General features: G+C 40.9%; 23 protein-coding genes. 10 read left to right on the forward strand and 13 right to left on the reverse strand.

What is annotated here, in order from left to right:
* Positions 1 to 584 precede the first annotated feature (584 nt).
* From ACE1TI_RS21890 to ACE1TI_RS06695, 3 genes are all read left to right on the forward strand, one after another.
* Positions 585 to 1,229 (forward strand): P-type ATPase actuator domain-containing protein, encoded by a 645-nt coding sequence (locus ACE1TI_RS21890; RefSeq protein ID WP_483860642.1) that lies wholly within the window; start codon positions 585 to 587, stop codon positions 1,227 to 1,229.
* 80 nt (positions 1,230 to 1,309) lie between these two features.
* Complete coding sequence (locus tag ACE1TI_RS21895; protein ID WP_483860643.1) at positions 1,310 to 1,549, forward strand: hypothetical protein; 240 nt, start codon at positions 1,310 to 1,312, stop codon at positions 1,547 to 1,549.
* Positions 1,550 to 1,625: 76 nt separating this feature from the next.
* Entirely contained in the window at positions 1,626 to 2,420 is a 795-nt protein-coding gene (locus ACE1TI_RS06695) for an HAD-IC family P-type ATPase (RefSeq protein ID WP_375006817.1), read from the forward strand.
* Between the two features lie 7 nt (positions 2,421 to 2,427).
* Here ACE1TI_RS06695 and ACE1TI_RS06700 read toward each other — a convergent pair whose 3' ends face one another.
* The 7 genes from ACE1TI_RS06700 to ACE1TI_RS06730 form a co-directional block, all read right to left on the reverse strand.
* Positions 2,428 to 3,225 (reverse strand): alpha/beta fold hydrolase, encoded by a 798-nt coding sequence (locus ACE1TI_RS06700; protein ID WP_375006818.1) that lies wholly within the window; start codon positions 3,223 to 3,225, stop codon positions 2,428 to 2,430.
* Positions 3,226 to 3,247: 22 nt separating this feature from the next.
* Positions 3,248 to 3,427 (reverse strand): XapX domain-containing protein, encoded by a 180-nt coding sequence (locus tag ACE1TI_RS06705; protein WP_375006819.1) that lies wholly within the window; start codon positions 3,425 to 3,427, stop codon positions 3,248 to 3,250.
* 187 nt (positions 3,428 to 3,614) lie between these two features.
* Positions 3,615 to 5,285 carry an arginine--tRNA ligase gene (argS, locus tag ACE1TI_RS06710; protein WP_375006820.1) on the reverse strand — a complete coding sequence of 557 codons (1,671 nt, stop codon included), beginning with the start codon at positions 5,283 to 5,285 and terminating at the stop codon, positions 3,615 to 3,617.
* Positions 5,286 to 5,287: 2 nt separating this feature from the next.
* Complete coding sequence (locus ACE1TI_RS06715; RefSeq protein ID WP_375006821.1) at positions 5,288 to 5,725, reverse strand: YwiB family protein; 438 nt, start codon at positions 5,723 to 5,725, stop codon at positions 5,288 to 5,290.
* 422 nt (positions 5,726 to 6,147) lie between these two features.
* Positions 6,148 to 6,714, reverse strand: coding sequence for a hypothetical protein (locus tag ACE1TI_RS06720; RefSeq protein ID WP_375006822.1), 567 nt, complete (start codon positions 6,712 to 6,714; stop codon positions 6,148 to 6,150).
* A 35-nt stretch (positions 6,715 to 6,749) separates the two neighbouring features.
* A complete protein-coding gene (locus ACE1TI_RS06725) occupies positions 6,750 to 8,051 on the reverse strand; it encodes a ParM/StbA family protein (RefSeq protein WP_375006823.1) in 1,302 nt (433 codons plus the stop codon).
* A 393-nt stretch (positions 8,052 to 8,444) separates the two neighbouring features.
* Positions 8,445 to 9,476: a cyclodeaminase gene (locus ACE1TI_RS06730; protein ID WP_375006824.1), complete on the reverse strand. Its 1,032-nt coding sequence runs from the start codon at positions 9,474 to 9,476 to the stop codon at positions 8,445 to 8,447.
* A 270-nt stretch (positions 9,477 to 9,746) separates the two neighbouring features.
* On the opposite strand from ACE1TI_RS06730, the gene ACE1TI_RS06735 reads away from it, so the two are divergent.
* From ACE1TI_RS06735 to ACE1TI_RS06765, 7 genes are all read left to right on the forward strand, one after another.
* Positions 9,747 to 10,778: an S-layer homology domain-containing protein gene (locus ACE1TI_RS06735; protein WP_375006825.1), complete on the forward strand. Its 1,032-nt coding sequence runs from the start codon at positions 9,747 to 9,749 to the stop codon at positions 10,776 to 10,778.
* 67 nt (positions 10,779 to 10,845) lie between these two features.
* Positions 10,846 to 11,904 carry a M20/M25/M40 family metallo-hydrolase gene (locus ACE1TI_RS06740; protein ID WP_375006962.1) on the forward strand — a complete coding sequence of 353 codons (1,059 nt, stop codon included), beginning with the start codon at positions 10,846 to 10,848 and terminating at the stop codon, positions 11,902 to 11,904.
* 547 nt (positions 11,905 to 12,451) lie between these two features.
* Positions 12,452 to 13,429, forward strand: a complete 978-nt coding sequence (locus tag ACE1TI_RS06745; RefSeq protein WP_375006963.1) for an ABC transporter ATP-binding protein — start codon at positions 12,452 to 12,454, stop codon at positions 13,427 to 13,429.
* 12 nt (positions 13,430 to 13,441) lie between these two features.
* On the forward strand, positions 13,442 to 14,428 hold the full coding sequence (locus ACE1TI_RS06750; RefSeq protein ID WP_375006826.1) for an ABC transporter ATP-binding protein: 987 nt from the start codon (positions 13,442 to 13,444) through the stop codon (positions 14,426 to 14,428).
* A gap of 214 nt (positions 14,429 to 14,642) precedes the next feature.
* Positions 14,643 to 16,241, forward strand: coding sequence for an ABC transporter substrate-binding protein (locus ACE1TI_RS06755; protein ID WP_375006827.1), 1,599 nt, complete (start codon positions 14,643 to 14,645; stop codon positions 16,239 to 16,241).
* A 115-nt stretch (positions 16,242 to 16,356) separates the two neighbouring features.
* On the forward strand, positions 16,357 to 17,358 hold the full coding sequence (locus ACE1TI_RS06760; protein ID WP_375006964.1) for an ABC transporter permease: 1,002 nt from the start codon (positions 16,357 to 16,359) through the stop codon (positions 17,356 to 17,358).
* Positions 17,359 to 17,382: 24 nt separating this feature from the next.
* A complete protein-coding gene (locus ACE1TI_RS06765) occupies positions 17,383 to 18,285 on the forward strand; it encodes an ABC transporter permease (RefSeq protein WP_375006828.1) in 903 nt (300 codons plus the stop codon).
* Between the two features lie 43 nt (positions 18,286 to 18,328).
* On the opposite strand, the gene dhaM is transcribed toward ACE1TI_RS06765, so the two are convergent.
* From dhaM to ACE1TI_RS06795, 6 genes are all read right to left on the reverse strand, one after another.
* Positions 18,329 to 18,730 (reverse strand): dihydroxyacetone kinase phosphoryl donor subunit DhaM, encoded by a 402-nt coding sequence (dhaM, locus tag ACE1TI_RS06770; protein WP_375006829.1) that lies wholly within the window; start codon positions 18,728 to 18,730, stop codon positions 18,329 to 18,331.
* Positions 18,723 to 19,352, reverse strand: a complete 630-nt coding sequence (gene dhaL, locus ACE1TI_RS06775; RefSeq protein WP_375006830.1) for a dihydroxyacetone kinase subunit DhaL — start codon at positions 19,350 to 19,352, stop codon at positions 18,723 to 18,725. Before dhaL ends, dhaM begins: the two co-directional genes overlap by 8 nt.
* A gap of 19 nt (positions 19,353 to 19,371) precedes the next feature.
* The gene (gene dhaK / locus ACE1TI_RS06780; RefSeq protein WP_375006831.1) at positions 19,372 to 20,328 is read right to left on the reverse strand and encodes a dihydroxyacetone kinase subunit DhaK; all 957 of its coding nucleotides are present in this window, start codon (positions 20,326 to 20,328) and stop codon (positions 19,372 to 19,374) included.
* A 144-nt stretch (positions 20,329 to 20,472) separates the two neighbouring features.
* On the reverse strand, positions 20,473 to 20,781 hold the full coding sequence (locus ACE1TI_RS06785; RefSeq protein ID WP_375006832.1) for a GNAT family N-acetyltransferase: 309 nt from the start codon (positions 20,779 to 20,781) through the stop codon (positions 20,473 to 20,475).
* Positions 20,772 to 20,948, reverse strand: a complete 177-nt coding sequence (locus ACE1TI_RS06790) for a hypothetical protein (protein WP_375006833.1) — start codon at positions 20,946 to 20,948, stop codon at positions 20,772 to 20,774. Before ACE1TI_RS06790 ends, ACE1TI_RS06785 begins: the two co-directional genes overlap by 10 nt.
* Before the next feature lie 92 nt (positions 20,949 to 21,040).
* Positions 21,041 to 23,452: a heavy metal translocating P-type ATPase gene (locus ACE1TI_RS06795; RefSeq protein WP_375006834.1), complete on the reverse strand. Its 2,412-nt coding sequence runs from the start codon at positions 23,450 to 23,452 to the stop codon at positions 21,041 to 21,043.
* Positions 23,453 to 23,529 lie beyond the last annotated feature (77 nt).

Genomic DNA, 23,529 nt, shown 5'->3' on the forward strand with positions numbered 1-23,529 from the left:
CCCAGCGTTCTTTGACGGTCTGGTTAAATTCCGCCTTTTGACCGAGCTTAATGTATTCGTACCTGGTTTTTACCAGCTTAGCAAAAAGATACACAGCGTAAGCGGTCACGAGTAAAAATGCGATCCAATTCACAATCAAAAATGTTTCCATATCGACTCTCCCTCCTATTGCGGGTCAACCCCGGATGTAAATACTGGCCTTTAAGAAAACGCTTTCTTTTTTGGCCGATAATTATCGGTTCACACAGCAGCTAGAACCGATAAAATTCTGAATTGAACTAATTTTATGTACACATTATAACAAAAAATTTGATGAATGAACATTCAGTCAAGAGATTTTATATATTTATTTTCCAATTTCCCCGGCAGATTATTTAATTTCCGGGCATTATATATGAGCGGCGGAGGTTTTTCTCTTTTATCTCCCCTTGTTTCGTGCTATTATTAATATAACAAAATATTCGAAATTTTACACGGCGTTTTTTAGTTTTGTGGATGAAAGCTGTCACCAAATGGTGACAGCTTTCATCATTTATATTGGTTATTGATTATGATTTTTCTTATCAGTTAGGGGGGGACAGCTTATGGAAGCCATGCAATTATGGAAATTGCGTGAATGGCAGTTTGCTTTAATCAGCGGGTTTTTAATTGTATATGCCTGGCTGCTTGAAGGTGGTGCATTCGCTTTCAGTTCTGCGCTTGTCTATGTGCTTGCTTATGTTATAGGAGGCTATTATAAAGCAAAAGAAGGCATATTTGATTTTATCAAAGAGCGTAAGTTAAATGTCGAAATTCTCATGATTTTAGCTGCTGTTGGTGCAGCTATCATAGGTTACTCGGCAGAAGGCGTGCTTTTAATTTTTATTTTTTCTATGAGTGGAGCGCTCGAAACTTACACGATGAATAAAAGTGAAAGTGATCTGTCAACTCTTATGGACTTAAAACCCCAAGAAGCAACTGTTTTAACAGACAGTGAAGAAATCGTCTTTCCTGTTGAAAAAGTGGAAATTGGCTATCATATTCTTGTTAAGCCAGGAGAAAGAATACCGGTCGATGAAATAGTTAAAAAAGGAGCTTCTGCAGTAGATGAAGCAGCCATATCCGGAGAATCTATTCCCCTCACCAAACAAGAAAATGATGAAGTTTTTGCCGGAACTGTTAATGGCAGCGGGACACTTCAAATAGAGGTACTAAACGCACGGAAGAAACGCTGTTTCAAAAAATCATAAACCTTGTTTACTCGGCAAAAGACGAAGCCCCTCCGTCTCATCAATTTATTGAACGGTTTGAAAGCAGCTACGTTAATGCGGTGCTGGCTTTTACTGCATTAATGATGGTCCTTCCCCATTATGTGTTTGGGTGGAGCTGGACAGAAACATGGTACAGAGCGATGGTGCTTCTTGTTGTGGCCTCTCCTTGTGCCCTTGTAGCTTCAATTATGCCAGCAACGTTATCAGCTATTTCAAACGGAGCGAAGAAAGGAATATTATTTAAAGGCGGCCTTCATCTTGAAAAACTTTCAAACATACAAGCAAGCAATTGCTTTTGACAAAACCGGCACACTGACAAACGGGTAGCCGCAGGTTACGGATGTATTAATTCGTCATGACTTAAATCCAAACGTCTTGATACAGACAGCTGCAGCTATTAGTGACTATTCAAAAACCAGAGGGGTCAAAGAATATTATTCTCTTGACCACCTTTACGAACATAGCGGGTTTGGAGTAGAAGCAGTATGGAAAAATCAAACATGGAGAATAGGTAACAAAGAATTTGCTGGGGCTGATAAGATCGCATTCTTTCCCGAGGAGACAGACATTTTTGCTGCGGAAGGGAAAACGCTCGTATATGCTGCTGATGAAAAAGGCCCTGCTGCTGTTTTTGCCCTTCAGGACACCATTCGAAAAGAAGCTGTTCAGCTTATTAAACAATTTAAAAAGGCTAACATTCACCCTGTCATGTTGACCGGCGACCATGAATCCACTGCCAGGGCAATCGCAAAGGAAGCTAAAATTACTGACATTGCTGCCAACTGTCTCCCCGAAGATAAAGTGAATAAGATCAAATCTATAAAAAAGCAATACGGGCATGTCGCTATGGTGGGAGACGGTATAAATGATGCTCCTGCTTTAGCAGCTGCAGACACCAGTATTGCGATGGGAACCGGCACCGACGTTGCTTTAGAAACCTCAGATATCGTTTTAATGAAAGATGAACTCCGCAGCTTAAAACATGCCATAACGCTGTCTACCCGAATGAATCGAATTATTAGGCAAAATATTGTTTTTTCTATTTCGGTTATTGCATTGCTGATTCTTTCCAACTTTGCACAACAGCTCAGCCTTCCACTAGGCATTATCGGCCATGAAGGCAGTACGATCCTCGTCATTTTAAATGGGCTTCGTCTTCTTAAAGGATAAGGTTTCCTTAAATCATTAAACTTTTGTCTTTCTTTTGCAAATCGTTAATAAATCGTTTAACGACCGCATTGTAAGCATCTGGCTCCAGTGTAGGCACTTGATGTCCGACATTACCTACCAGAACCATATCCTTTGAAGCCTGGAATGCGTATTTATAAAACAAATATTGATAATAATGAACATACCAATCACGAGAACCATAAATAAGTAGAGTTGGTACCTGCAGCTGCGGCAGTCTCCATGTGCAATTGTAATAAAGCCCCGATTCATAAAGGGATTGTAATAAAGAAGGATTGGTATCTTTTACAGTCTCAGCAATAGCTTCCCTGTGAGCAGTCTGTTTAGAGTTCGAAAACGAGAGCATTTGTGCAAGCATTTGGTTTAATTCATTTTTAGCAATCCAAATACCAGTTTCAAACTCTTTTCTTAACAAAGTCGTACACACTTCTGGGAATGCTCCAACAAGAGCAATACCTGCTGTCCTTTCCGGCCAGTTTAAAGCAAATTCAAGTGCCACAGAGCTTCCGCTTGAATACCCGCATAATATAACCTTTTCATGACCAAGCTCATCAGCCAGGTTTAAAAAATCAGCAGCCCACTCAGGAATCGATAAGGTTCCAATACCGTCACTGCTGAAACTATGTCCTCTTGCATCCATCAACACAACCTGAAACTCGCGGGAAAGATCGCGTTGTTCCATAAACGTTGCTGCTCCCATGGAAGGCGGATGAATAAAATATAAAGGCAGACCATGTCCCCATGTTTGGTAATGAAGTGTTGCTCCTTGAGAAGAGAAAAAAGGCACCAGTTGTTCACCTCAGTTTTGGTTAGCTTCCCCCTCCTTGAAATAAGGGAAGGACCCATTCGAATATTTTATACCCTAAGAAAATACCTATAATTCCCATTACACCAGCGAGAGCCGGAGGTGCTGGAATCGGCAGACGAATCATTGCAAATACAAAACCTACCACTATTCCAGTAATCAGGGATAATACAATTTCCTGCATGCTTGTCACTTCCTTCTTGGTAATATGTCTCAAAAGTTCATGCTTTATTCTTTCTACCAATGATAATAACATGTTGAAACTTGGCAGCTGTATCTCCGGCTAGCCCTAGTTTTCGCTTATCTTTATGGCTTTGCTTGACTCTCCTGCAAAAGAAAAACCGCTCTGTAAGAACGGTTTTTCTTTTGATTTACATTTTTTCTGGTGCAGAAACGCCAATTAATTTCATTCCGTTTTGCAAAGTGGTTTGAACAGCTTTTACCATTACTAAACGTGCTTGTGTTTTCCCTTCATCTTCACTGTCTACCACTCTTTCCGCGTTGTAAAAGCTATGAAAGACTGCCGCCAGCTCATGAAGATAATTGGTAATGCGGTGGGGTGCGTATTTCTCTGCAGCTAATGCCACCATTTCCGGAAATTCACCCATTTTTTTCAACAAATCATATTCTTTTTCTGTCGCTACATGGCTTAGGTCAGCGTTCGCATCATAAGTGAAACCTTTTTCTTCTGCCTGTCTTAAAATGCTGCAAAGACGGGCATGAGCATATTGAACATAATATACAGGATTTTCATTGGACTGTGACTTTGCCAAATCCAAATCAAAATCTAGGTGTGTATCGGCACTTCGCATGGCAAAGAAATAACGCGTTGCATCAATACCTACTTCTTCCATCAAGTCCCGGAGCGTGACGGCTTTTCCAGTCCGTTTGCTCATTTTTACTTTTTCTCCGTTTTCGTACAAGTTCACCATTTGAATGATCTGTGTTTCAAGCTGTTCTTTTTTATAACCAAGTGCTTGTACAGCCGCCTGCATTCTTGGAATATAACCGTGATGATCTGCGCCCCATATGTTTATGACTTTTTCAAAGCCCCGTTCGAACTTGTTTTTATGATAAGCAATATCCGGAGTTAAATAAGTATAACTTCCATCACTTTTTACAAGGACGCGATCTTTGTCATCTCCATAATTAGAGGATTTAAACCAAATGGCACCATCTTCTTTATATACTTCCTGGCTATCTTCCAAAAGTGCAAGTGTCTCTTCCACTTTTCCATCTTCATAAAGAGAAGTCTCTGAAAACCACACATCAAAATCGACGCGAAAATCGAGCAAGTCTAGTTTCAGCTTTTCCATTTCTCGTTTCAAACCGTATTCACGGAAAAAGGCGAGCCGTTCTTCTTTTTCGACATCAACATAACGATCGCCGTGTTCTTCTGCTAATTCTTTACCAAATTGCTCCACATCTTTTCCGTGGTACCCATCCTCCGGCATCTGTGCATCTTTGCCTAGAGCCTGCAAATAACGAGCTTCTACGGAAAGGGCCAGATTAGTAATTTGGTTGCCTGCATCGTTAATGTAATATTCTCTAGTAACGTCGTATCCTGCCATTTTTAATATGTTGCAAAGAGAATCGCCGACAGCTGCTCCGCGGGCATGTCCTAAGTGCAAATTCCCAGTAGGGTTGGCAGAAACAAATTCCACCTGCACTTTTTTTCGTTTTCCAGCATCTGTTCTGCCATACGCTTCTCCTTCTTTAAGCACTGAAGGAATGAGACCACGTAAATAACTGTTATCCAGAAAAAAATTAATAAACCCTGGACCTGCTATTTCCATTTTTTCAATGGAGGCCTTGGATTTATCAAAATGAGCAGTGATATCCTCTGCAATCATCTTAGGAGCTTTTTTTGCTACTCTAGCCAGCTGCATCGCCAGGTTGGTCGCAAAGTCACCATGTTCTTTTTCCTTTGGAGTTTCTAATATAATATCCGGCAGTTCTTCTTTTGAAGCGATCCCTGCGTTTTCTGCCGCTTGAGCGACTTCTTCTTTAATGCGTTCCTTCATTTGTTCCACGATGTTCACGTTTATGTTTCCTCCTCTATAGATATAGTGACGTCGTACCGGCCGGCTGCAGAGCCTTGCAAGGTCAAGTCATAACCAAATTGAATCCGTCCGGTTTTTCCGCTGTCAGACCACATTACAGCTACTTGATCTGTTTCTGCTTCTGTTATCAATTTTCCATAAGGCGTTTCATAACTGCCTTCTGTAATTTCTCCATATTGATAAAGCTGACGCATAGCTACCGATCCTGAGCGAATCACTGTAATTTCCTGTTCCCCTACTTTTAAAACCGTAGAAACCTCACCTATTTCATCGAGTTCCTCTTTGAAATTAACATAAGTGAAGTTGTTTTTTTTATAAAGCTCTCCTTTTGCTTCAAGGTTAACCTGGTCTTTTTCACCTTGCTGGCGGATATTCGTCGTCATTTTCACTTCTACTGGTGTCTTAAGGGTTTCAGACATTTTCGACTCACTCTCCTTCTGATTTGCGGAAGCCTTAAATGAGGCATATCCGTTTTTAACCAGGTGTTGGCAGCCGATGCAATGATGCATTTTCATCTTTTCTCCGTATAGAAAGTGTAGCGATTCCTTATGACGCATGCAAGGAGAAAACGAAATTTTCCTTTATTTCACGGGTTTTGCTGCTAACAATCTGATTATCAACACTCTATGTATGACATCACTGCTCTATTCCTATAGAAAATAACTGAAATACTGTTTTACTCGTCCGTTTGCTTCTTGCTTTAAAAACAATGAGACTGCCATAAACAGGCTGAGCGATAGCTAGAAAGACAACATTAAGAGACAAAAAGATGAAACACTATAGTAAACAAGGAGCAGTTCCACCTGTCAAAGGGCACTGCTCCTATTCTTTCCTACATCATTTAATTTAAATTTTGGCGTTTTAATTTATTTTTTGCTCGTTTTAAAGGAGACAGCTTCTCTTCTTTTTTAACCTTCTTTTCTTTTCGCTGATTGTCTTCGTTGATTTTTTTGGTTTCGTCCTCTTTTTCATCTAGAGCTGTATTTGTTTCTGGTTTTTCTATCGTGGTGGAATTCTCTTGTTCAGGTTCTGCGTTTGGCTTAGGAGCATCAGGGAGGTGAACGTTTGATGCAGCAGACTCCCTTGATCCCGGCTGCATAAGCAGAAGCCGTACAGCATTTCCAACAAATACTCTCCCCTCTTCACTCTCTAAGAACAATTGCTGGTCTTCGGTCAATCCGTCTGAGGGGATAGAGAGGTTCATATAATTTTCGTGCGGAGACTGCTGCATGCGCTGAGACTCTAACCCTTTTTTTATTAAGTGTTCTGTTAGACGGTTTCTGCTCCACTCAGGCTCATCTTCTAATATTTGATTGAATTCATCTACCCAATCTGCTTTTAACGAAGGAGCAAACGTCCGGCCAAGACCTTTTACATATCCTGCTTTATTTCCTTTAGAATTTGACACGCCACCACCCCCTTTCTGTCATCCCTAAAATTATGTTAGTTTACCGGCTCTAACTGCGCTTCTTCTTTTTCGGTTAGTTGAATGAGGTTAGCAATTAAATATCCTCTAGAAGTAAAGAAAGGAGCTTCTTCCACTTTGTCCGGGAGAATGACCCACTCCTGGCCTTGAAGTTCCATGAACTTTTCTTGAACTTCTTTGAAGACCGGGTATCCAAATAACACACCTCCGCCGACTAAAACAAGCTCATCTACCCCCGCACTATTCCAGGCCGAAGTAAGTGCTTTTTTGTGATCATTTGCATATTTGCGGATTTCTTCCATAACAAGCCCTGTTATGTCGGTAGTTTTTTTGGATTTCAGTAGACGAACTTCAAAGGTTGGCGACTCTTTTTCTCCTTTGATAACTTCAAGAATGCTTGGTTCAATTACTTCACTCATGAACTCTTCTCGAGATTGATAAGCACGTTCTGAGTCATCTAAATCAAATAGCTCCTTGAGCGCCCTAAACTCATCAAGGTTGTCCACTTTTTCTCTAATTCTGTCGATATAAGGGTTTGTCCCCTCGATATCCAAGCTTTGTGATAAATTCCCGTCAATACCTTCTTCGGTAAAAATAATCATTTCTGAAGTGCCTGCCCCTAAATCACCTAATGCATAAGTATCAGAAAGACGGTCCTGCAAAGAAGTTTCAACTAATTCACCTTGTTGAATGTCAAAATTTAATGAAAGATCTGTAATTGCGCCTTCTCCATACATCTTACCGCTGTCGATAACCAATTTAACGTTCTTTCCTTCTAAAGGTCCGTCCATAAATTCTACGGTATGTGTTCCTTTTACACTTTCTAAAGCTTTTTCTGACCCTAATTCTTTGATCTCACTAACTGGAAGTCCGCCCGCATAAGGAATGTGGATCTCTTCCTTATTTTCTTTAGCTGCCATCACAGCTAAACCAGCAATAGTAGTGATAACATGGAGATCATTAGAAAACTTTGTTTTTGACATATTTTTTTGAGTATCATAGAGAGGATTGTATGTTGGTTCTTCTTTATCTTTTTTATTACGGGCATAATGTCCTACATACACATATCTTTCTTGATTAACAGTAGAAAGAGATTTTGAGTTAATTTTTAAGTGAAGCTTTTTTTCTATGGTATTTGTCTCCGTGGATCCCTCTACTGCAGACTTTTTATCTTCAGCTGGAGCAACAATAGTAGGTATCGCAAAAGAGGCAATATTTCCGCTTCTTTTCAAGTAGCTGAACTTTGCACTTTTATTCCCCTGGTCAACCCCTGAGATTAATATATTTTTATCATAGAGCTTTTGGATAACATCTAACATTTTTTCTCCTCCATTCTGGATTAATTTGAAACTCTCTTCCAATTTTCAACATAATTGATTTTTCATAGGATAGTATAAACGAAAACAAACATGTTCACAAACATGTTTGTGAAAAATAGAGACATTTCCTTATTTTTCAACCTTTTTCTGAAAATGATTTTTAAACATGTTCCCCAACATACTTGTTGTTCATATAAACATATTAACAAACATGTTTATAATATCTTGTTGGTAAACATGTTGTTTTTTGCCCCCCTTTCTACAAACTCCTTTTCTCTTATTATACGGGAAACTATCTTTTCCCGCGGATTACATTTCGATTTCTTATAATAAAAAAGGGGAAAAAGAGACCAGTTGACCTCATTCTGGCTGGTCTCCGTCTTCTTTGCTGCCTCACTCAGTGAATAACAGTCCTTTTTCCGCTTCTATCAACTTTTCATAAGCATAGACTGCGATAGCCGTATCCTGTACACCCGTACCTGTTAAATCACAAAAAGTGATTTCGTTCTCCTCTTTTCTTCCATTGCTTTTCCCTAAAGCTATATTTCCCAGTTCTGCTATATCGCTGTTTTTTTGAATAACCCCTTTTTCAAGAGCATGATGATGTTCACCTAAACGAAACACTTGCGTTTTGGAGTCGCAGGCTAGTCTATCCACTGCCCCTAGTACTTCTGGAGAAATTTCATTTTTTTCTTCTGCATCTGACCCCATTGCCGTAATATGAAGACCCGGATGGAGCCATTCTTTATTAATAACCGGCGTTTTTGATGGAGTAGTCGTTATAACTGTGTCGCTTTGGCGAACAACCTGCTCTGCACTATCTGCTGCTGTTATCTTTATATTCAGGTCTTCTTCCATATCTTTTATATACTCCTTTACCCGTTCATGACGCCGTCCATATACTAATACTTCTTTCACATCACGAACGAGCATTAAAGCACGCATCTGATATCTTGCTTGGGTTCCAGTCCCAATAATACCTGCCGTTTGCATATTTTGTTTTGCCAGGTATTTAGCAGCCAATGCCCCTGCTACTGCGGTGCGTACATCTGTTAAATAGCCATTATCTTGAAGAACTGCTTTTGGAAATCCTGTTTCTGTGCTGAAAAGAAGCATCATCCCGCTTAAACTAGGGAGACCCTTTTCCGAGTTATTAAAAAATCCAGACGAAATCTTTAGCGCAAACTTGTCCATTCCTTTTACATAAGCCGTTTTAACATCGACTTCCCCATTATTTTCCGGGATATCTACGCGAAGAATTGGAGGCATAGTAACCTCCCCTTTTGCCAGTTTTTGAAATCCTTCCTCTATTAATTCCAGTGCTGTTTCGTTCACCTCTGTCACATTGCGGATTTCTTCTTCGGAGAAAATATACACAGTGTAATGCTCCTTTCTTTCAGCATTTTGGTGCTTTTGCCCTTTCATCCACCCTATTCCTTTGGTTTTCTTTCCATAAAACCTTCATTGATTATTTATACAAATATTCTTCAACTCCTCCTTTGATAAACAACCCGCCTTTCATAGATTAATTGATGTTTACCATGTATAATCATTTGTACCAATTAATGAAAACGATATTACAAGCGGAAGGATGATGCTTTTGAAGCATGAACTATAACTGGCTAACCACCGTAGATTTATAGGTTAGTGCAATAAGATCTGTGAGAAGAAACAATTTAAAAGGGGATGACAATGATGAAAATGCGGAAAATAAGCGGCGCTTTTTTAGGAATCTATTTTTGCTTTTCTGCTGCTGTTTCTGCCTATGAAACGTTCATCGATGTAGAAAGTGATTATTGGGCAAATGAGGAAATTACCTACTTAGAGGAGCGTAATATTATCAGCGGTTATTCCGATAGAGAATTCCGCCCTGGAAATGAAGTGACAAGATCTCAAGCTGCTCTTATGATCGCAGAAGCTCTTGAGTTAGATACCGCGAATAGACCCTCCCCGGATTTTGAAGATATTTCTGAATCCTATCATGCGTATGACACCATTGCAGCTGTTTCTGATGAAGGGATTATCAATGGGAGTAATGAAACATTCAGGCCAAATGAAGAGCTAACAAGAGGACAAATGGCAGCTATATTAAACCGTGCTTTCTCCTTATCAAGTGAGAGTAAGGTTTACGATTTTGAAGATGTAAACAAAGATTATATTTTTTATAACGATATTAAAGTTATTGCAGAAGGAAATATAACAACCGGTTACTCTGAAGATAATACGTACCGGCCAGGTGAAACTACCACAAGAGCCCAGTTCTCTGTTTTTCTTGCAAGAGCCTTGGATGATACCTTTAAAGAAGAACCGTATGCCACACCGCCAATCACTTATTTTGATGACCGGATCGATGAAGCCGAAGAAACGATTGAAATGGCTATGTACGAAGAATGGGAAAAAGAATTTTATGATAACGAACCAAAGTCTCCTTTTAACGAATTAAAAGATACCTTTTTAGACTATTATACAGAGGACATTACAATCAGCAGATGGAAAGAATTTTATGAAGAGGAACTCGACAGCTGGGGCCCTGAACTTGCACAGGCCATGCCTTACCGGAGCATGGAAGATACTCACTTTGTAGAAAGAACAGAGGATAAAGTGGTTATTGGAGGGACCGAGCCTGAAAATGAACTTAACGAACAAGAAATGTATTATGAATACACCGTTGTAAAGAAGGAAAACGATTGGCTAATTGATAATTTAGAAGGAAATACGATAGAATAATGCCAATTAACTGCTAATTTTGTATGGCTTCATACCGTTGAAGTTTTATTAAAGGAGATATGTTATGATGAATCCTTCCTCGGAAAAGTTTTTGTACGATTTGCTGCACACCCCTTCTCCCTCAGGGATGGAAGAAGAAATTCAACAAAAGTGGCTTCAATATGTAAAACCTTTTGCTAACCGGTTTCAAACGGACACTGCAGGAAATGCTATGGCCTCTCTTCAGCCAGATGCTCCTTTTCAGGTCCTGCTTGCCGGCCATTGCGATGAAATTGGTTTTTTAGTGAAATCTATTGATGATAAAGGATATGTATATGTGGAACGGCTTGGGGGGATCAGCCACAAGCCTGCTCTTGGCATGAAGGTGGAAATTCTGGGGACCCACGAGCGGATTATAGGAGTGATCGGTACGAAAGCAGAGCACCACGGCGGAGCGAAAGATTCTTTTGGCTTTTCCGATTTGTTTATCGACTGCGGGGCATCTAGCAAAAAAGAACTCGAAAACTATATTGCAGTAGGAGATACCGCTGTTTATAAACGAGAACCAGAACAGCTTTTAAATAATCGAATCAGCGGACGCGGACTTGATAACCGTACTGGAGCTTTTATTGTAGCGGAAACGTTACGACGGCTTTATCAGCAATCTTTAAAGGTTGGTGTGACGGCAGCAAGTACAGTCAACGAAGAGACGAACATGGGAGGGGCTTATTTTGCTGGAGCCGGCCTCTCCCCTAATCTTGGCATCGCCGTGGACGTGACCTTTGCTACAGATTATCCAGGAGCAAATAGTGATAAAACAGCAGATGTTTTTCTTGATGGCGGCCCTGTGCTTGCCAAAGGGGCACCCATAAATCGCAAAGCCAATTCTTTACTAGAACAATCAGCCAAAGCAAAAAGCATCCCGTTACAATATGAACTCACCCCAAAACATACGGGAACGGATGCGGATCAGCTACGAAAAACGGGCAAGGGAGTTCCCATTTCTGTCGTGTCCCTGCCGCTTCGTTATATGCATGCTCCTGTTGAAACGGTCAGTCTAAATGATATTGATCAGACTGTCGATCTTTTAACTGCTTTTCTTACCAATTTAGATGGGTCTGAAGATTTACGCCCTGTCCATATCTAATGTATATCTTATCTTATTTGATGACTTCGGTGCGGTGCCGAAGTCATTTTTTTTGACTTAAGGTGGTTTATGCATAAGTTGGATAAATTCGTTTAATAATCTAATAAAGTTGTGCATTTCCTTCAAAAAGCGGGGCATAAATTAGAAAAAGCAGCCTTCCCCATTGCAGGACTAGATCCACATTTTTCAAATACTCATATTCTTCTAAAATGAATGCAAAAATCCACTAAGTTATGCATATCTAGAACAAAGCTGTCAATAAATAGCCAGAAACAGTTCATAACCCTTAAAGAATGGACACTCCACCCCACCCCTAACAAGCGAGAAAGCCGGGCCGTTTATTATTTCATATCCCTATCAATATTCTCGGATATCGTTTCATTTTCTAACAATCCCCATTTCAATAAAAAAATCCGTTATTGTCAGTTATTTTTTCAATAGTGTTAACTTGTTAAATTTTTTGAAATTTTAGTTGAATAATTATTACCGAGATGTAATAATAAAAATCAAGTCCTGCTCTAATAAATATAGGAAAGAAAGGGGGAGTATATTGTCCAGCCATGTTTTAGACATCAAAGATCTGAAAACACATTTTGCTTCTCGGGACGTTGATATTCCAGCAGTAGATGGAGTCAATTTTCATGTAGACGCTGGAGAAGTTCTTGGAATTGTAGGTGAATCCGGCTGCGGAAAAAGCGTAACCTCACTGTCAGTTATGGGACTTGTCCCCTCCCCTCCCGGCAAAATAGTCAGAGGAAAAATTTTATTTAACGGGGAAGATCTTACAAAGGCTTCAGAAAGAAGAATGAGAAAAATTCGCGGAAATGACATCGCTATGATTTTCCAGGAACCAATGACTTCGTTAAACCCAGTTTTTAAAATTGGCGAACAGCTTATCGAAGGGATACGCATACATAATAAATGGCCTAAAAAAAGAGCATATGAACGTGCAGTGGACATGTTAAAACTAGTCGGCCTTTCTAGAGTAGAAGAATTGATGGACAGCTATCCTCATCAACTATCAGGTGGCATGAGGCAGCGTGTAATGATAGCTATGGCTATGACATGCGACCCAAAAGTACTTATTGCAGATGAACCAACCACGGCGTTGGATGTGACAATCCAAAAGCAAATTCTGAATCTTATGAAAAGATTAAACAATGAATTAAATACAGCGATCATCCTTATTACCCATGATTTGGGGATAGTGGCTGAAATGTGTGACCGTATCGCTGTAATGTATGCTGGCAAAGTAGTGGAAGAAGGCAGTGTTCTAGAAATCTTCCAAAATGCTAAACACCCATACACAAAAGGGTTGATCCAGTCTGTACCTGATATGAGGGTCAAAAGGGACCGTCTTTATTCTATTCCCGGGAACGTACCTAAGCCAGGCTCTATTAAAAATGGCTGTCCGTTTGCACCGCGATGTGAGCATGCATTTACAAGCTGTACAGAAGAAATGCCGGAACTCTTAATGACAGAGAACGGCCAGAAAGTAAGATGCTGGCTGCACCAGGAGGAATAAAGGGGGATCATCATGGCTGAAAGTCTTCTAGAGGTCAACCATTTAAAAAAGTACTTCAGAGACAAAAAAGGTTTTCTCAACAAAAACCCTAAACCTGTGAAAGCAGTAGATGACATATCTTTTTTCATAAAAGAAGGAGAAACACTTGGTTTAGTCGGTGAATCTGGATGCGGAAAATCAACCACCGGCAGAATGCTGATGAGATTGATAGAACCGACTGAAGGTCATATTCAATTCCAAGGCAAAAACATTAGCGAGATGAGCCAGGCTGAGATGCGGACGGTACGAAAAGATATACAAATGATTTTTCAGGACCCTTATGCCTCCCTCAATCCCAGGCACAGGGTGGAACGAATTATCGAAGAGCCTATGATTGTTCATAACATTGGAGACAAAGAAACACGTAAGAAAAAGGTTCGTGATCTCCTTGAAGTCGTAGGATTAAATAGTTTTCATGCCAGACGCTATCCTCACCAATTTAGCGGCGGACAGCGCCAGCGTATTGGAATAGCCAGAGCGCTGGCTGTAGAGCCGAAGCTTATTATAGCAGATGAACCGGTATCAGCTCTCGATGTATCTATTCAGTCTCAAGTGCTTAATTTGCTTGAAGATTTGCAAAAGGAATATCATTTAACCTTTTTGTTTATTGCTCATGACTTAAGTGTCGTGCGGCATATTAGTGATCGTGTCGGAGTCATGTACCTTGGCAAAATTGTTGAATTAGCAGATCGGGACGAGCTTTATGAAAATCCCAAGCACCCGTATACCCAGGCATTATTATCTTCTGTTCCTATTCCCGATCCAACCTATGAGCAAGAAGAGATTGAACTAAAAGGAGATGTGCCAAGTCCAATTGACCCGCCAACTGGATGTCCTTTTCATACGAGATGTCCTCAGGCAATGGACGTTTGCAAAAAGGTTGTTCCTGAATTTAAAGAAGAACGAAATGGTCATAGCGTCGCATGTCACTTATATGACGATCAACATATGGCAATATGAGAAAAGCACAACTCGACAGGTAAATGTTCTCCAGCCATAAAAGGCCGCTTTTGCCTGTTTGGCTGGATCAGAATTAAGGATGTTCGACTAAGAGCGTCACCTCCTGTGCCAACGTCGCACTAATCCACCTCGTGTGGGCCTCCGAGAGGCTGGGCGCTGAGGCTAGACAGCTATCCAAGATAGTTTTTCAGATTATTATCAAGGGGGAAGTTTAATGAAAAAGACATGGATTGGTTCATTACTGTTTTCTGTAGTTGCTGCAGCTTCTATAGCTGGCTGTTCTTCAGATGACACAGGATCTGAAGGAGAAGCAGAAGGCGGAGACAGCGGAAGTGAAGAAACACAAGACACACTCGTTTTTGCTAGAGGTGCAGATTCTACCTCTTTAGACCCAGCCAAAGAAACAGACGGAGAGACCTTCTACGTCACTCAGCAAATCTATGACACACTCATTCAATACGAAGACGGTACAACAGAATTAGAGCCTGCTCTTGCTACCGATTGGGAAGCATCAGAGGACGGTTCAGAATTTACGCTTGAACTTCGTGAAGGTGTGACTTTTCACGATGGGACTGAGTTTAATGCTGAAGCTGTTGTAGCCAATTTTGAACGATGGATGGAATCAGAAGACTATGTGTATTATGGTTCCATGTTTGGCGGATATGGCGATGACGAGGACAATATTATTGATAATGTAGAAGCAACCGATAAATACGAAGTGACTTTTACTCTTCGTGACTCTTCTGCCCCATTCTTAAAAAACCTTGCGATGTCGCCTTTTGCAATCGCAAGTCCAGAAGCCTTTGATACACTCGAGGAAGATCCTGTCGGAACAGGCCCTTTTACGCTGGATAACTGGAGCCGTAATGATTCCATTACATTAAATAAAAATGAAGAATATTGGGTTGAAGGAAAACCTCATCTTAACCGGATTATTTTTCAAGTTATCCCTGACAACTCTTCCCGTTTGACAGCACTGCAAAACGGTGAAGTCGATTTAATTGACGGAGTTAACCCATCTGATCAATCTAAAATTGAAGATGATGCAAACATTGAAGTATTTATGCGTCCACCTCTAAACGTTGCTTATATGCCGATGAATAATGAAGAAGATCCTTTTGATGATCCTCTTGTTCGTCAGGCTGTTAACCACGCCATAGACAAACAATCTCTGATTGACAGTTTTTATGAAGGAAATGCAGAGCCTGCGAAAAACATGCTGCCTCCTACGATTAACGGATATAATGATGATATCGAGCCGTACGAATATGACCCGGATCAAGCGAAAGAATTATTAGAAGAAGCAGGTTATGAAGAAGGTGAATTAACCATTAACCTTTGGACTATGGATAATCCACGTCCATACATGCCTGCTCCGCAAAAAATTGCAGAAAGTATTCAAAAAGATCTTGATGATATCGGTGTAACAGCAAGTATTCAAACCATCGACTGGTCCACTTATTTAGAAAAAGCTCAAAATGGTGAGATGCCAGCATTCTTGATTGGATGGATCGGAGATAACGGGGATGCAGATAACTTCCTCTATACCCTTTTAGGCACTGGAAGCGGAAATAACTATTCAAACTACTCTAATGAAGAAGTAGATGAAGTTTTAAAACAAGCCCAGGCAGAAACAGATGAAGATGCGCGTGCTGAACTTTATTACGAGGCACAAGAGTTAATTCACGAGGATGCTCCTGTTGTTCCTCTTGTTCACTATGAATCTATTATGGCTGGTGTCGATACACTTGAAGGCTATAAGCCGGCTCCAACAGGATCAGAACGATTTACGAATGTAAAGTTTTCTGAATAAAAAAATAGGCAGGAGCGGCTGCTTCCCTGCCTCCTTTTAGGTGAAAGCTATTGCCTATCTGTTCAGGTACTTTCGCTTTTCTATTACAGCATGAGTTGGTGAGGTGAATGAATCAGTGCTGAATTACACTCTTCGTCGATTGTGGTCTCTTGTCCCAGTTCTTTTAGGAATGTCGATCATCGTCTTTCTCATCATACGTGCAATTCCAGGTGATCCGGCTCGCACTATTCTAGGGGACAAAGCTTCAGAGGCTGCTGTTGAAAATTTAAGAGATCAACTGGGATTGAATGAGCCTCTCTATATTCAATACTTGGAGTATATGAAAAACTTATTAACGGGCGACCTTGGTACCTCTATTCGTACAAGCTCCTCTATCAGCGGAGATATATGGCCCTATCTTGCAGCCACTATTGAGTTAGCAATAGTTGCATTAATCATAGCCATCGTCATTGGGGTCAATGCAGGTATTTTAAGTGCATGGTTTCAAAATTCCATCTTTGACTATACGGCTATGATTATCGCTCTGATTGGTGTATCTATGCCTGTCTTTTGGCTTGGGTTAATGGAACAGTGGATTTTCTCTCTTGAATTAAATTGGCTTCCTTCTATCGGTAGAGACTCTGTTCGAGATCCTGTTGAACCCATCACTCATTTGTACTTACTCGACACACTGCTGCAGGGAAACACAGATCAGTTTGTTGTTGTACTGAAACATATCATCATGCCCGGCGTAGCACTTGGAACTATACCCATGGCGATAATCGCCAGAATGACGCGCTCCAGCATGCTTGAAGTACTGCGTTCTGATTACATAAGAACCGTTCGAGCCAAAGGACAAAAGATGTTTTTAGTCGTATATAAACATGCTTTAAAAAATGCTTTTATCCCTGTGCTTACTGTTATTGGTCTTCAAACCGGTCTATTACTCGGCGGCGCAATTTTAACAGAAACCATTTTCAGCTGGCCTGGAATTGGCCGCTATGTTTATGAATCCATTCAATATCGGGATTACCCTGTGATACAGGCTGGTATTCTGGTGATCGCCACTATATTCGTTATTGTCAATTTAATTGTTGACCTTCTATACGCGGCATTTGATCCACGTATCAAGTATTAATTATTCAACAAGGAGGGTTGGTCTATGCCGGAGCCAGTGAAAGATATAAATCCTTCGCCATCACCTGAATCAGAGAAAGAAGAATCTGCTTCCATCCTTAAGGAAACATGGTATGGATTTAAGAAAAATAGACTTGCTTTAGTGGGTGCCTGTATTGTTTTTTTGTTCATCCTCCTCGGAATTCTTGCTAATGTGATCGCCCCCGAAGGAATTAATGAACAAAAGTCAGCAGATCGTCTTCTGCCCCCTTCTTCCAAATATTGGCTGGGTACAGATGACTTTGGAAGAGATATTTTGAGCCGTATTCTGCATGGAGCTAAACTGTCATTAACAGTTGGTTTCTTTGCTGTTGCCGGCTCGGTTGTAATAGGTACATTTTTTGGAATCATTGCTGGTTATTACGGACGATGGCTTGATTCTATTATTTCCCGAACGTTTGATATCATGCTGGCCTTCCCCAGCATTCTGCTTGCCATTGCCATTGTTGCCGTACTAGGGCCGTCTTTACAGAATGCTTTAATAGCCATTGCTATTATTAATGTGCCAACGTTTGGAAGAATTGTCCGATCCAAAGTGCTAGGGTTGAAAGAAGAAGATTATATCCAGGCGGCGAGATCGATCGGCATGCGAGACCGAAGAATTCTCATTCATCATATTTTGCCAAACAGCTTGGCTCCTATCATTGTCCAGGGTACACTTTGTGTGGCTACAGCTATATTAGAAGCTGCCGCTCTCGGATTTCTCGGTCTTGGAGCTCAAGCTCCTCAGCCAGAATGGGGCAGAATGCTTTCAGATTCGCGTACGTACTTGCAGCAAGCTCCTTGGACCGTGTTTTTTCCTGGAATAGCTATTATGCTCACAGTATTAGGGTTTAATCTTATGGGCGATGGTTTACGTGACGCGCTCGACCCTAAAATGAAAGAATAGGCATTACAAAATCCACCCGAGACGATGGGTGGATTTTGTCTTTTCAGCCGTTTGTTTTATTCCATGTCTTTGCTTTTTCTGCTGCTATTTTGACTTCTTCTAAAGAACGTCCCATACCGGCTTCTACTGCCGCTATATACGTTCCTTCTACTATTGGTGCATCAGCAATTTGCAAATTGCCCTCCATATCAGCCAGCATTTCGACAGCAAGCTCTGCGTTCATAAAAGCACTTCCTAAATCAAATAACAATAAAACACCCGCTTCACTATACACTTCGTTAACAGCGTTGGTAATTTTTTCAACACTGGTGCCAATTTCGCCTTCTTCCGTCCCTCCAGCTGCAGCTACCACGACATCTTTTTGTTTTGTTTGAGAAACCAGTTCCACAATACCTTCAGCAAGCTGCTTGCTGTGAGAAATAACCACAATACTCACCTTAGGCATCACTACCACCACCATCAACCATGCATTCTGCTAATGCTTCGAAAATAAGATAAGAAGAAAAGGCACCGGGGTCGATACAGTCTGACGATCTTTCTTTAAAATAAGCGGCTCTCCCTTTTTTGGCTGTCATGCCTTTCGTTTTTTCCATTGCTTGTTTGGCTGTTTCTTTTAATGAATCATTTTCTATTGGTTTGTTTTGAACATAATCCAAAACGGGAGCCCACACATCAAGCATCGTCTTGTCACCTTCATGGGCTTTGCCCCGTGTTTTAATACCTTCTACTGCAGCTTCCATTCCCTTTGCTAAAGCTTGCTGATCTACTGTGGTTCGTTCCTTCCACTGGTCAGACGCTTTTAAAAAAGCAGTGCCATATAAAGGACCTGAAGCACCACCTACTTTTGAAATAAGGGTCATAGCAACTTCTTTGAAAAGACTTCCAGTTTCTTCATAGCTGGCGGCTTCCATTTTATGAACCACTTCTTGAAAACCTCTCGCCATATTATGTCCGTGATCTCCATCCCCGATCGACTGGTCAAGCTCGGATAAATGCTCCTTGTTTTCTTGTATCTTATTATTTATTGTAATGATCCATTGTTGAAGTGCTTCTACTGTCAACTGCATAAGAGCTCCCTCCTGTTGCTTAATTTAAGTATGTTTTCAAGTCTTTATCTAATTTTAAAACGGTAATGGAGCAGCCAGCCATCTCCAATGACGTCATATATTCTCCAACCAATGATTTTTTCAATTGAATGTTTTTGCTTTCCAGCAATGCAGCCACTTTTCGATGGACAATATACAGTTCCATAAGAGGGGTAGATCCGAGGCCATTTGTAATCACAGCTGCCTCTTCACCCGGCACAAATTGTAACTCATTAAGTATATTTTTCATGATTTCTTCCGTTATTTGATCTGCCGGCTTAAGTGATGTACGTTCCATTCCCTGCTCCCCGTGGATACCCGTCCCTATTTGTATTTCATCCTCTTTAAGCGTAAACCCTGGTTGTCCGGAAGCAGGAACTGTGCTGGGACTTAGAGATACCCCCATGGAGCGGAGATTTTTGATGGCATGCTGAGCTATTTGTGCCACTTCTTTTAAGCTTTTCCCTTCAGATGCAGCTTGTCCGGCTATCTTGTGGACAAAAATGGTTCCAGCTACCCCTCGCCGATCTTCTTTGTTTTCCACTGCCGTATCATCTCGAACAATAACTTGTTCGACTTCTATTCCTTCTGCCTGTGCCATTTCGGCAGCCATATCAAAATTCATGACATCGCCACTGTAATTTTTTACAATAAGCAAAACCCCTTCACCGCCATCAACTGCTTTTATGGCTTCAAAAATCTGATCGGGAGTCGGAGAGGTAAACACTTCACCAGCAACCGCTGCATCGAGCAAGTGTTCACCTACAAATCCAGCATGGGCCGGCTCATGACCGCTGCCGCCGCCGCTAACCAGTCCTACTTTTCCCTTAATAGGCGCCTCTTTTCTTACCAGAACACTCAGCCCTGGTAATCTTTTTAATGTTTCTGGATGGGCAGTTATAATACCATCAAGCATTTCATCTACCACTTGTTCTGGATTATTAATTAATTTTTTCATATTTGCTGTCAGCCTCCTTACTATCATTCCTCTGTTTCTCTTTACCCTTTTACCAATATTCTATCCTCTGTCTTTCGTAACCTTCTGAAGTATAAAAATAGTAACCATTTGCCTGGTCTGGTATGGGTAAATGGTTACTTACATCTATTTTACAAATAAACGCATTAGTCCGCAGCGCAGTGCCTGCAAAACGCTCCTCGAATTTTTCTGTGACCTCAAAACCGTTGGCTTCATAAAAATTTTTCCCTTTTTATTATCGCGTTCCACAATCAATGTAATCGTTTGCCCCTGAGGTACCATATCTACCAGCTCGTTTAATAACATCTTTCCTATCCCCTGGTTTTGGTAGTCTGGTAATAAGTATAAAGCGGAAATTTCATATTCTTTTGCTCTGCCAGACTGCGATAAATTTGCAAATCCAGCAATAACTTTCCCAACTTCTGCTACAAGCAATGATCCAATCTCTGTTTCATTCTTTCATCTGAATAAGCATTTGTTAGAAAATGATCCTGAACTTCTTCCGGAATTAATCCTTCGTATGTGTCATGCCAGGAAGTCCATGCCACATGCTGTACGTTTTTAATATCTGCCTCTACCATCGGACGTATCTTCGCTTTCAACACAGACACCTCCCTTTTTTATAAGTTACCATATTTTTCAATTTAGAAACGTATAAAACCCCGTCACCTAAAGTGAACGAGGTTTTAGATCTCTATGAGAGTTTAACCTTTTGAAGCCGCAGCGCATTCAATACAACAGAAACCGAGCTAAAAGCCATGGCGGCTCCTGCTACCCAGGGAGCGAGAAGACCAATCGCGGCAATCGGAATGCCTAATGTGTTATAAATGAAAGCAAAAAATAGATTTTGTTTAATATTTGTCATAGTTTTTCTGCTCATTAATACTGCATCTGCTGCACTATTTAAATCGCCGCGCATTAGAGTAATATCAGCAGCCTCAATCGCTACATCAGTGCCTGTACCGATAGCCATGCCAATATCTGCAGTCGCGAGAGCCGGTGCATCATTAATGCCGTCTCCGACCATTGCCACTTTTTTCCCTTGTTCTTGCAATTTTTTGATTTCGTCACTTTTTTGCTCCGGCAATACTTCAGCAATGACATGGTCAATGCCCACATTCCGCGCTATCGTTTCCGCAGTTCTCGTATTATCGCCGGTCAGCATAAGTACTTCGAGCCCAGCTTCTTTTAATCGCTGAACAGCTTCTTTAGAAGTTTCCTTCACTGTATCAGCTACAGCAATAATACCTGCAAATGTATCATCTGCCGCAACAAGCATTGTGGTTTTTCCTTCTTCTTCAAATTTTTGCAGGGAAACTTCCACATTGTTTAAAACGACGCCTTCCTTCTCCAGCCATTTTCGAGTTCCAATTCGTACTGTTTTTCCTTCTACTACTGCTTGAACTCCATGCCCAGGCACAGCTTCAAAGTTTTTTGCATCCACCAAGGAAATTTCTTTCGTTTTTGCCCCTTCTACTATTGCTAATGCTAAAGGATGCTCAGAAGATTTTTCTGCGGAAGCAGCCAGCTGCAGAAGGTCATTTTCCGTCCAATTTTCAGCCGGAACTACATCCGTGAGTGCTGGTTCCCCTTTTGTAACAGTTCCTGTTTTATCAAGAACAATGCTTTGAATGTTCTGGGTGTTTTCAAGATACTCCCCGCCTTTAAAGAGAACTCCTATTTCTGCAGAACGGCCTGACCCTGCCATAATGGAAGTTGGGGTGGCCAACCCCAGCGCGCAAGGACAAGCTATTACAAGAATAGAAATCATCGGGATCAGCGCACTGCCAAACTCCCCGGGGGTTACAAAGGTTATCCAAATAATAAAAGTATATACTGCTATTCCTATCACGCTTGGAACGAATACTCCAGAGACGCGGTCAGCAAGGCGCTGGATATCAGCTTTAGAGCTTTGGGCCTCTTCCACTACTTTTATAATTTGAGACAATGCCGTATCTTTTCCAACTTTTGATGCTTTGATTTGTAATACACCATTTTTATTAATAGTCGCTCCAATCACTTCGTCTCCCGTTCCTTTGTCAATCGGCAGACTCTCACCAGTTAACATGGATTCATCAACTGCCGATTTACCTTCAAGGACCTCTCCATCTACAGGAATCTTTTCGCCTGGCTTCACAATGACGATATCACCTGGTATAACTTCTTCAACTGGAATCTCCTGTTCCTTATCATCCCGTTTTACAACGGCCGTTTTCGCTTGCAGACCAAGAAGTTTTTGAATAGCTTGGGAGGTCCGCCCTTTTGCACGTGCTTCAAATAATTTCCCTAGCACAATAAGGGTAATGATAATAGCTGATGCTTCAAAATAAAGCTCCGGCATGCCAGTTCCGCCATTACTCAGCCATGACCACCCTAAATAGACACTGTAAAAATAAGCTGCTGAAGTACCCATTGCTACCAGTACATCCATATTCGCACTTTTGTTGCGAAGTGCTTTATAGGCTCCTTCATAGAACTGCCAGCCAATGATAAATTGAACAGGTGTCGCTAGAATGAATTGAATCCAAGGGTTCATTAAAATATCCGGCATCCAAATAAACGAAAGCCTTTCAAAATGGGTTACCATCGTCCAAAATAAGGGAAAAGAGAGAATAGCCGAAACAATAAATTTTACGGTTTGTCTTTGTACTGCTTTATCTTTCTTTGAGGCAGTCTCGTCTGTTTTTTCTTGAAGCGAGTAGCCTATTTTATCAATAGCCTCTATCATTTCGCGAGGCGATACATTGTTAGGGTTATATTCAACCGAGGCTGTTTCGAGAGCAAAATTAACAGAAGCCTCTGAAACTCCCGGCATTTTATTCAGCTTTTTTTCAACTCTGTTTGCACATGCAGCACACGTTATGCCGCTAATATCAAATTCCGTTTTTTCATGAACGACCTCATACCCAAGGTTTTGTATTTTTTCTTCAAACTCATTTACATTCGTTTGTTCTGGGTCGTATTGTATTTTAGACCGTTCCATGGCAAGGTTTACATTTGCATCATGCACACCTTCCATTTTTTTTAACCCTTTTTCAATACGAGCAGCACAGGCAGCACATGTCATGCCAGAGATTTGTAAAGTGGTTTCTTCTTGATGAGCCATTTTATTCCCTCCTTTACTGTAAGGTAATCACAAACATTCTTATACCCTATGGGTGTATATATTTATTAAAAAATATA

The organism is Alteribacillus sp. JSM 102045 (assembly GCF_041949975.1).
Lineage (GTDB): Bacteria > Bacillota > Bacilli > Bacillales > Marinococcaceae > Alteribacillus.

What these genes read in the sequence shown, in the direction of transcription:
- ACE1TI_RS21890 (WP_483860642.1), top strand. Translation starts at nt 585, where the DNA reads ATGGAAGCCATGCAATTATGGAAATTGCGTGAATGGCAGTTTGCTTTA.
- ACE1TI_RS06705 (WP_375006819.1), bottom strand. Translation starts at nt 3,427, where the DNA reads ATGCAGGAAATTGTATTATCCCTGATTACTGGAATAGTGGTAGGTTTT.
- ACE1TI_RS06715 (WP_375006821.1), bottom strand. Translation starts at nt 5,725, where the DNA reads ATGTCTGAAACCCTTAAGACACCAGTAGAAGTGAAAATGACGACGAAT.
- ACE1TI_RS06725 (WP_375006823.1), bottom strand. Translation starts at nt 8,051, where the DNA reads ATGTTAGATGTTATCCAAAAGCTCTATGATAAAAATATATTAATCTCA.
- ACE1TI_RS06730 (WP_375006824.1), bottom strand. Translation starts at nt 9,476, where the DNA reads ATGAAAGGGCAAAAGCACCAAAATGCTGAAAGAAAGGAGCATTACACT.
- ACE1TI_RS06735 (WP_375006825.1), top strand. Translation starts at nt 9,747, where the DNA reads ATGAAAATGCGGAAAATAAGCGGCGCTTTTTTAGGAATCTATTTTTGC.
- ACE1TI_RS06740 (WP_375006962.1), top strand. Translation starts at nt 10,846, where the DNA reads ATGAATCCTTCCTCGGAAAAGTTTTTGTACGATTTGCTGCACACCCCT.
- ACE1TI_RS06750 (WP_375006826.1), top strand. Translation starts at nt 13,442, where the DNA reads ATGGCTGAAAGTCTTCTAGAGGTCAACCATTTAAAAAAGTACTTCAGA.
- ACE1TI_RS06755 (WP_375006827.1), top strand. Translation starts at nt 14,643, where the DNA reads ATGAAAAAGACATGGATTGGTTCATTACTGTTTTCTGTAGTTGCTGCA.
- ACE1TI_RS06765 (WP_375006828.1), top strand. Translation starts at nt 17,383, where the DNA reads ATGCCGGAGCCAGTGAAAGATATAAATCCTTCGCCATCACCTGAATCA.
- dhaM (WP_375006829.1), bottom strand. Translation starts at nt 18,730, where the DNA reads ATGCCTAAGGTGAGTATTGTGGTTATTTCTCACAGCAAGCAGCTTGCT.
- dhaL (WP_375006830.1), bottom strand. Translation starts at nt 19,352, where the DNA reads ATGCAGTTGACAGTAGAAGCACTTCAACAATGGATCATTACAATAAAT.
- dhaK (WP_375006831.1), bottom strand. Translation starts at nt 20,328, where the DNA reads ATGAAAAAATTAATTAATAATCCAGAACAAGTGGTAGATGAAATGCTT.
- ACE1TI_RS06795 (WP_375006834.1), bottom strand. Translation starts at nt 23,452, where the DNA reads ATGGCTCATCAAGAAGAAACCACTTTACAAATCTCTGGCATGACATGT.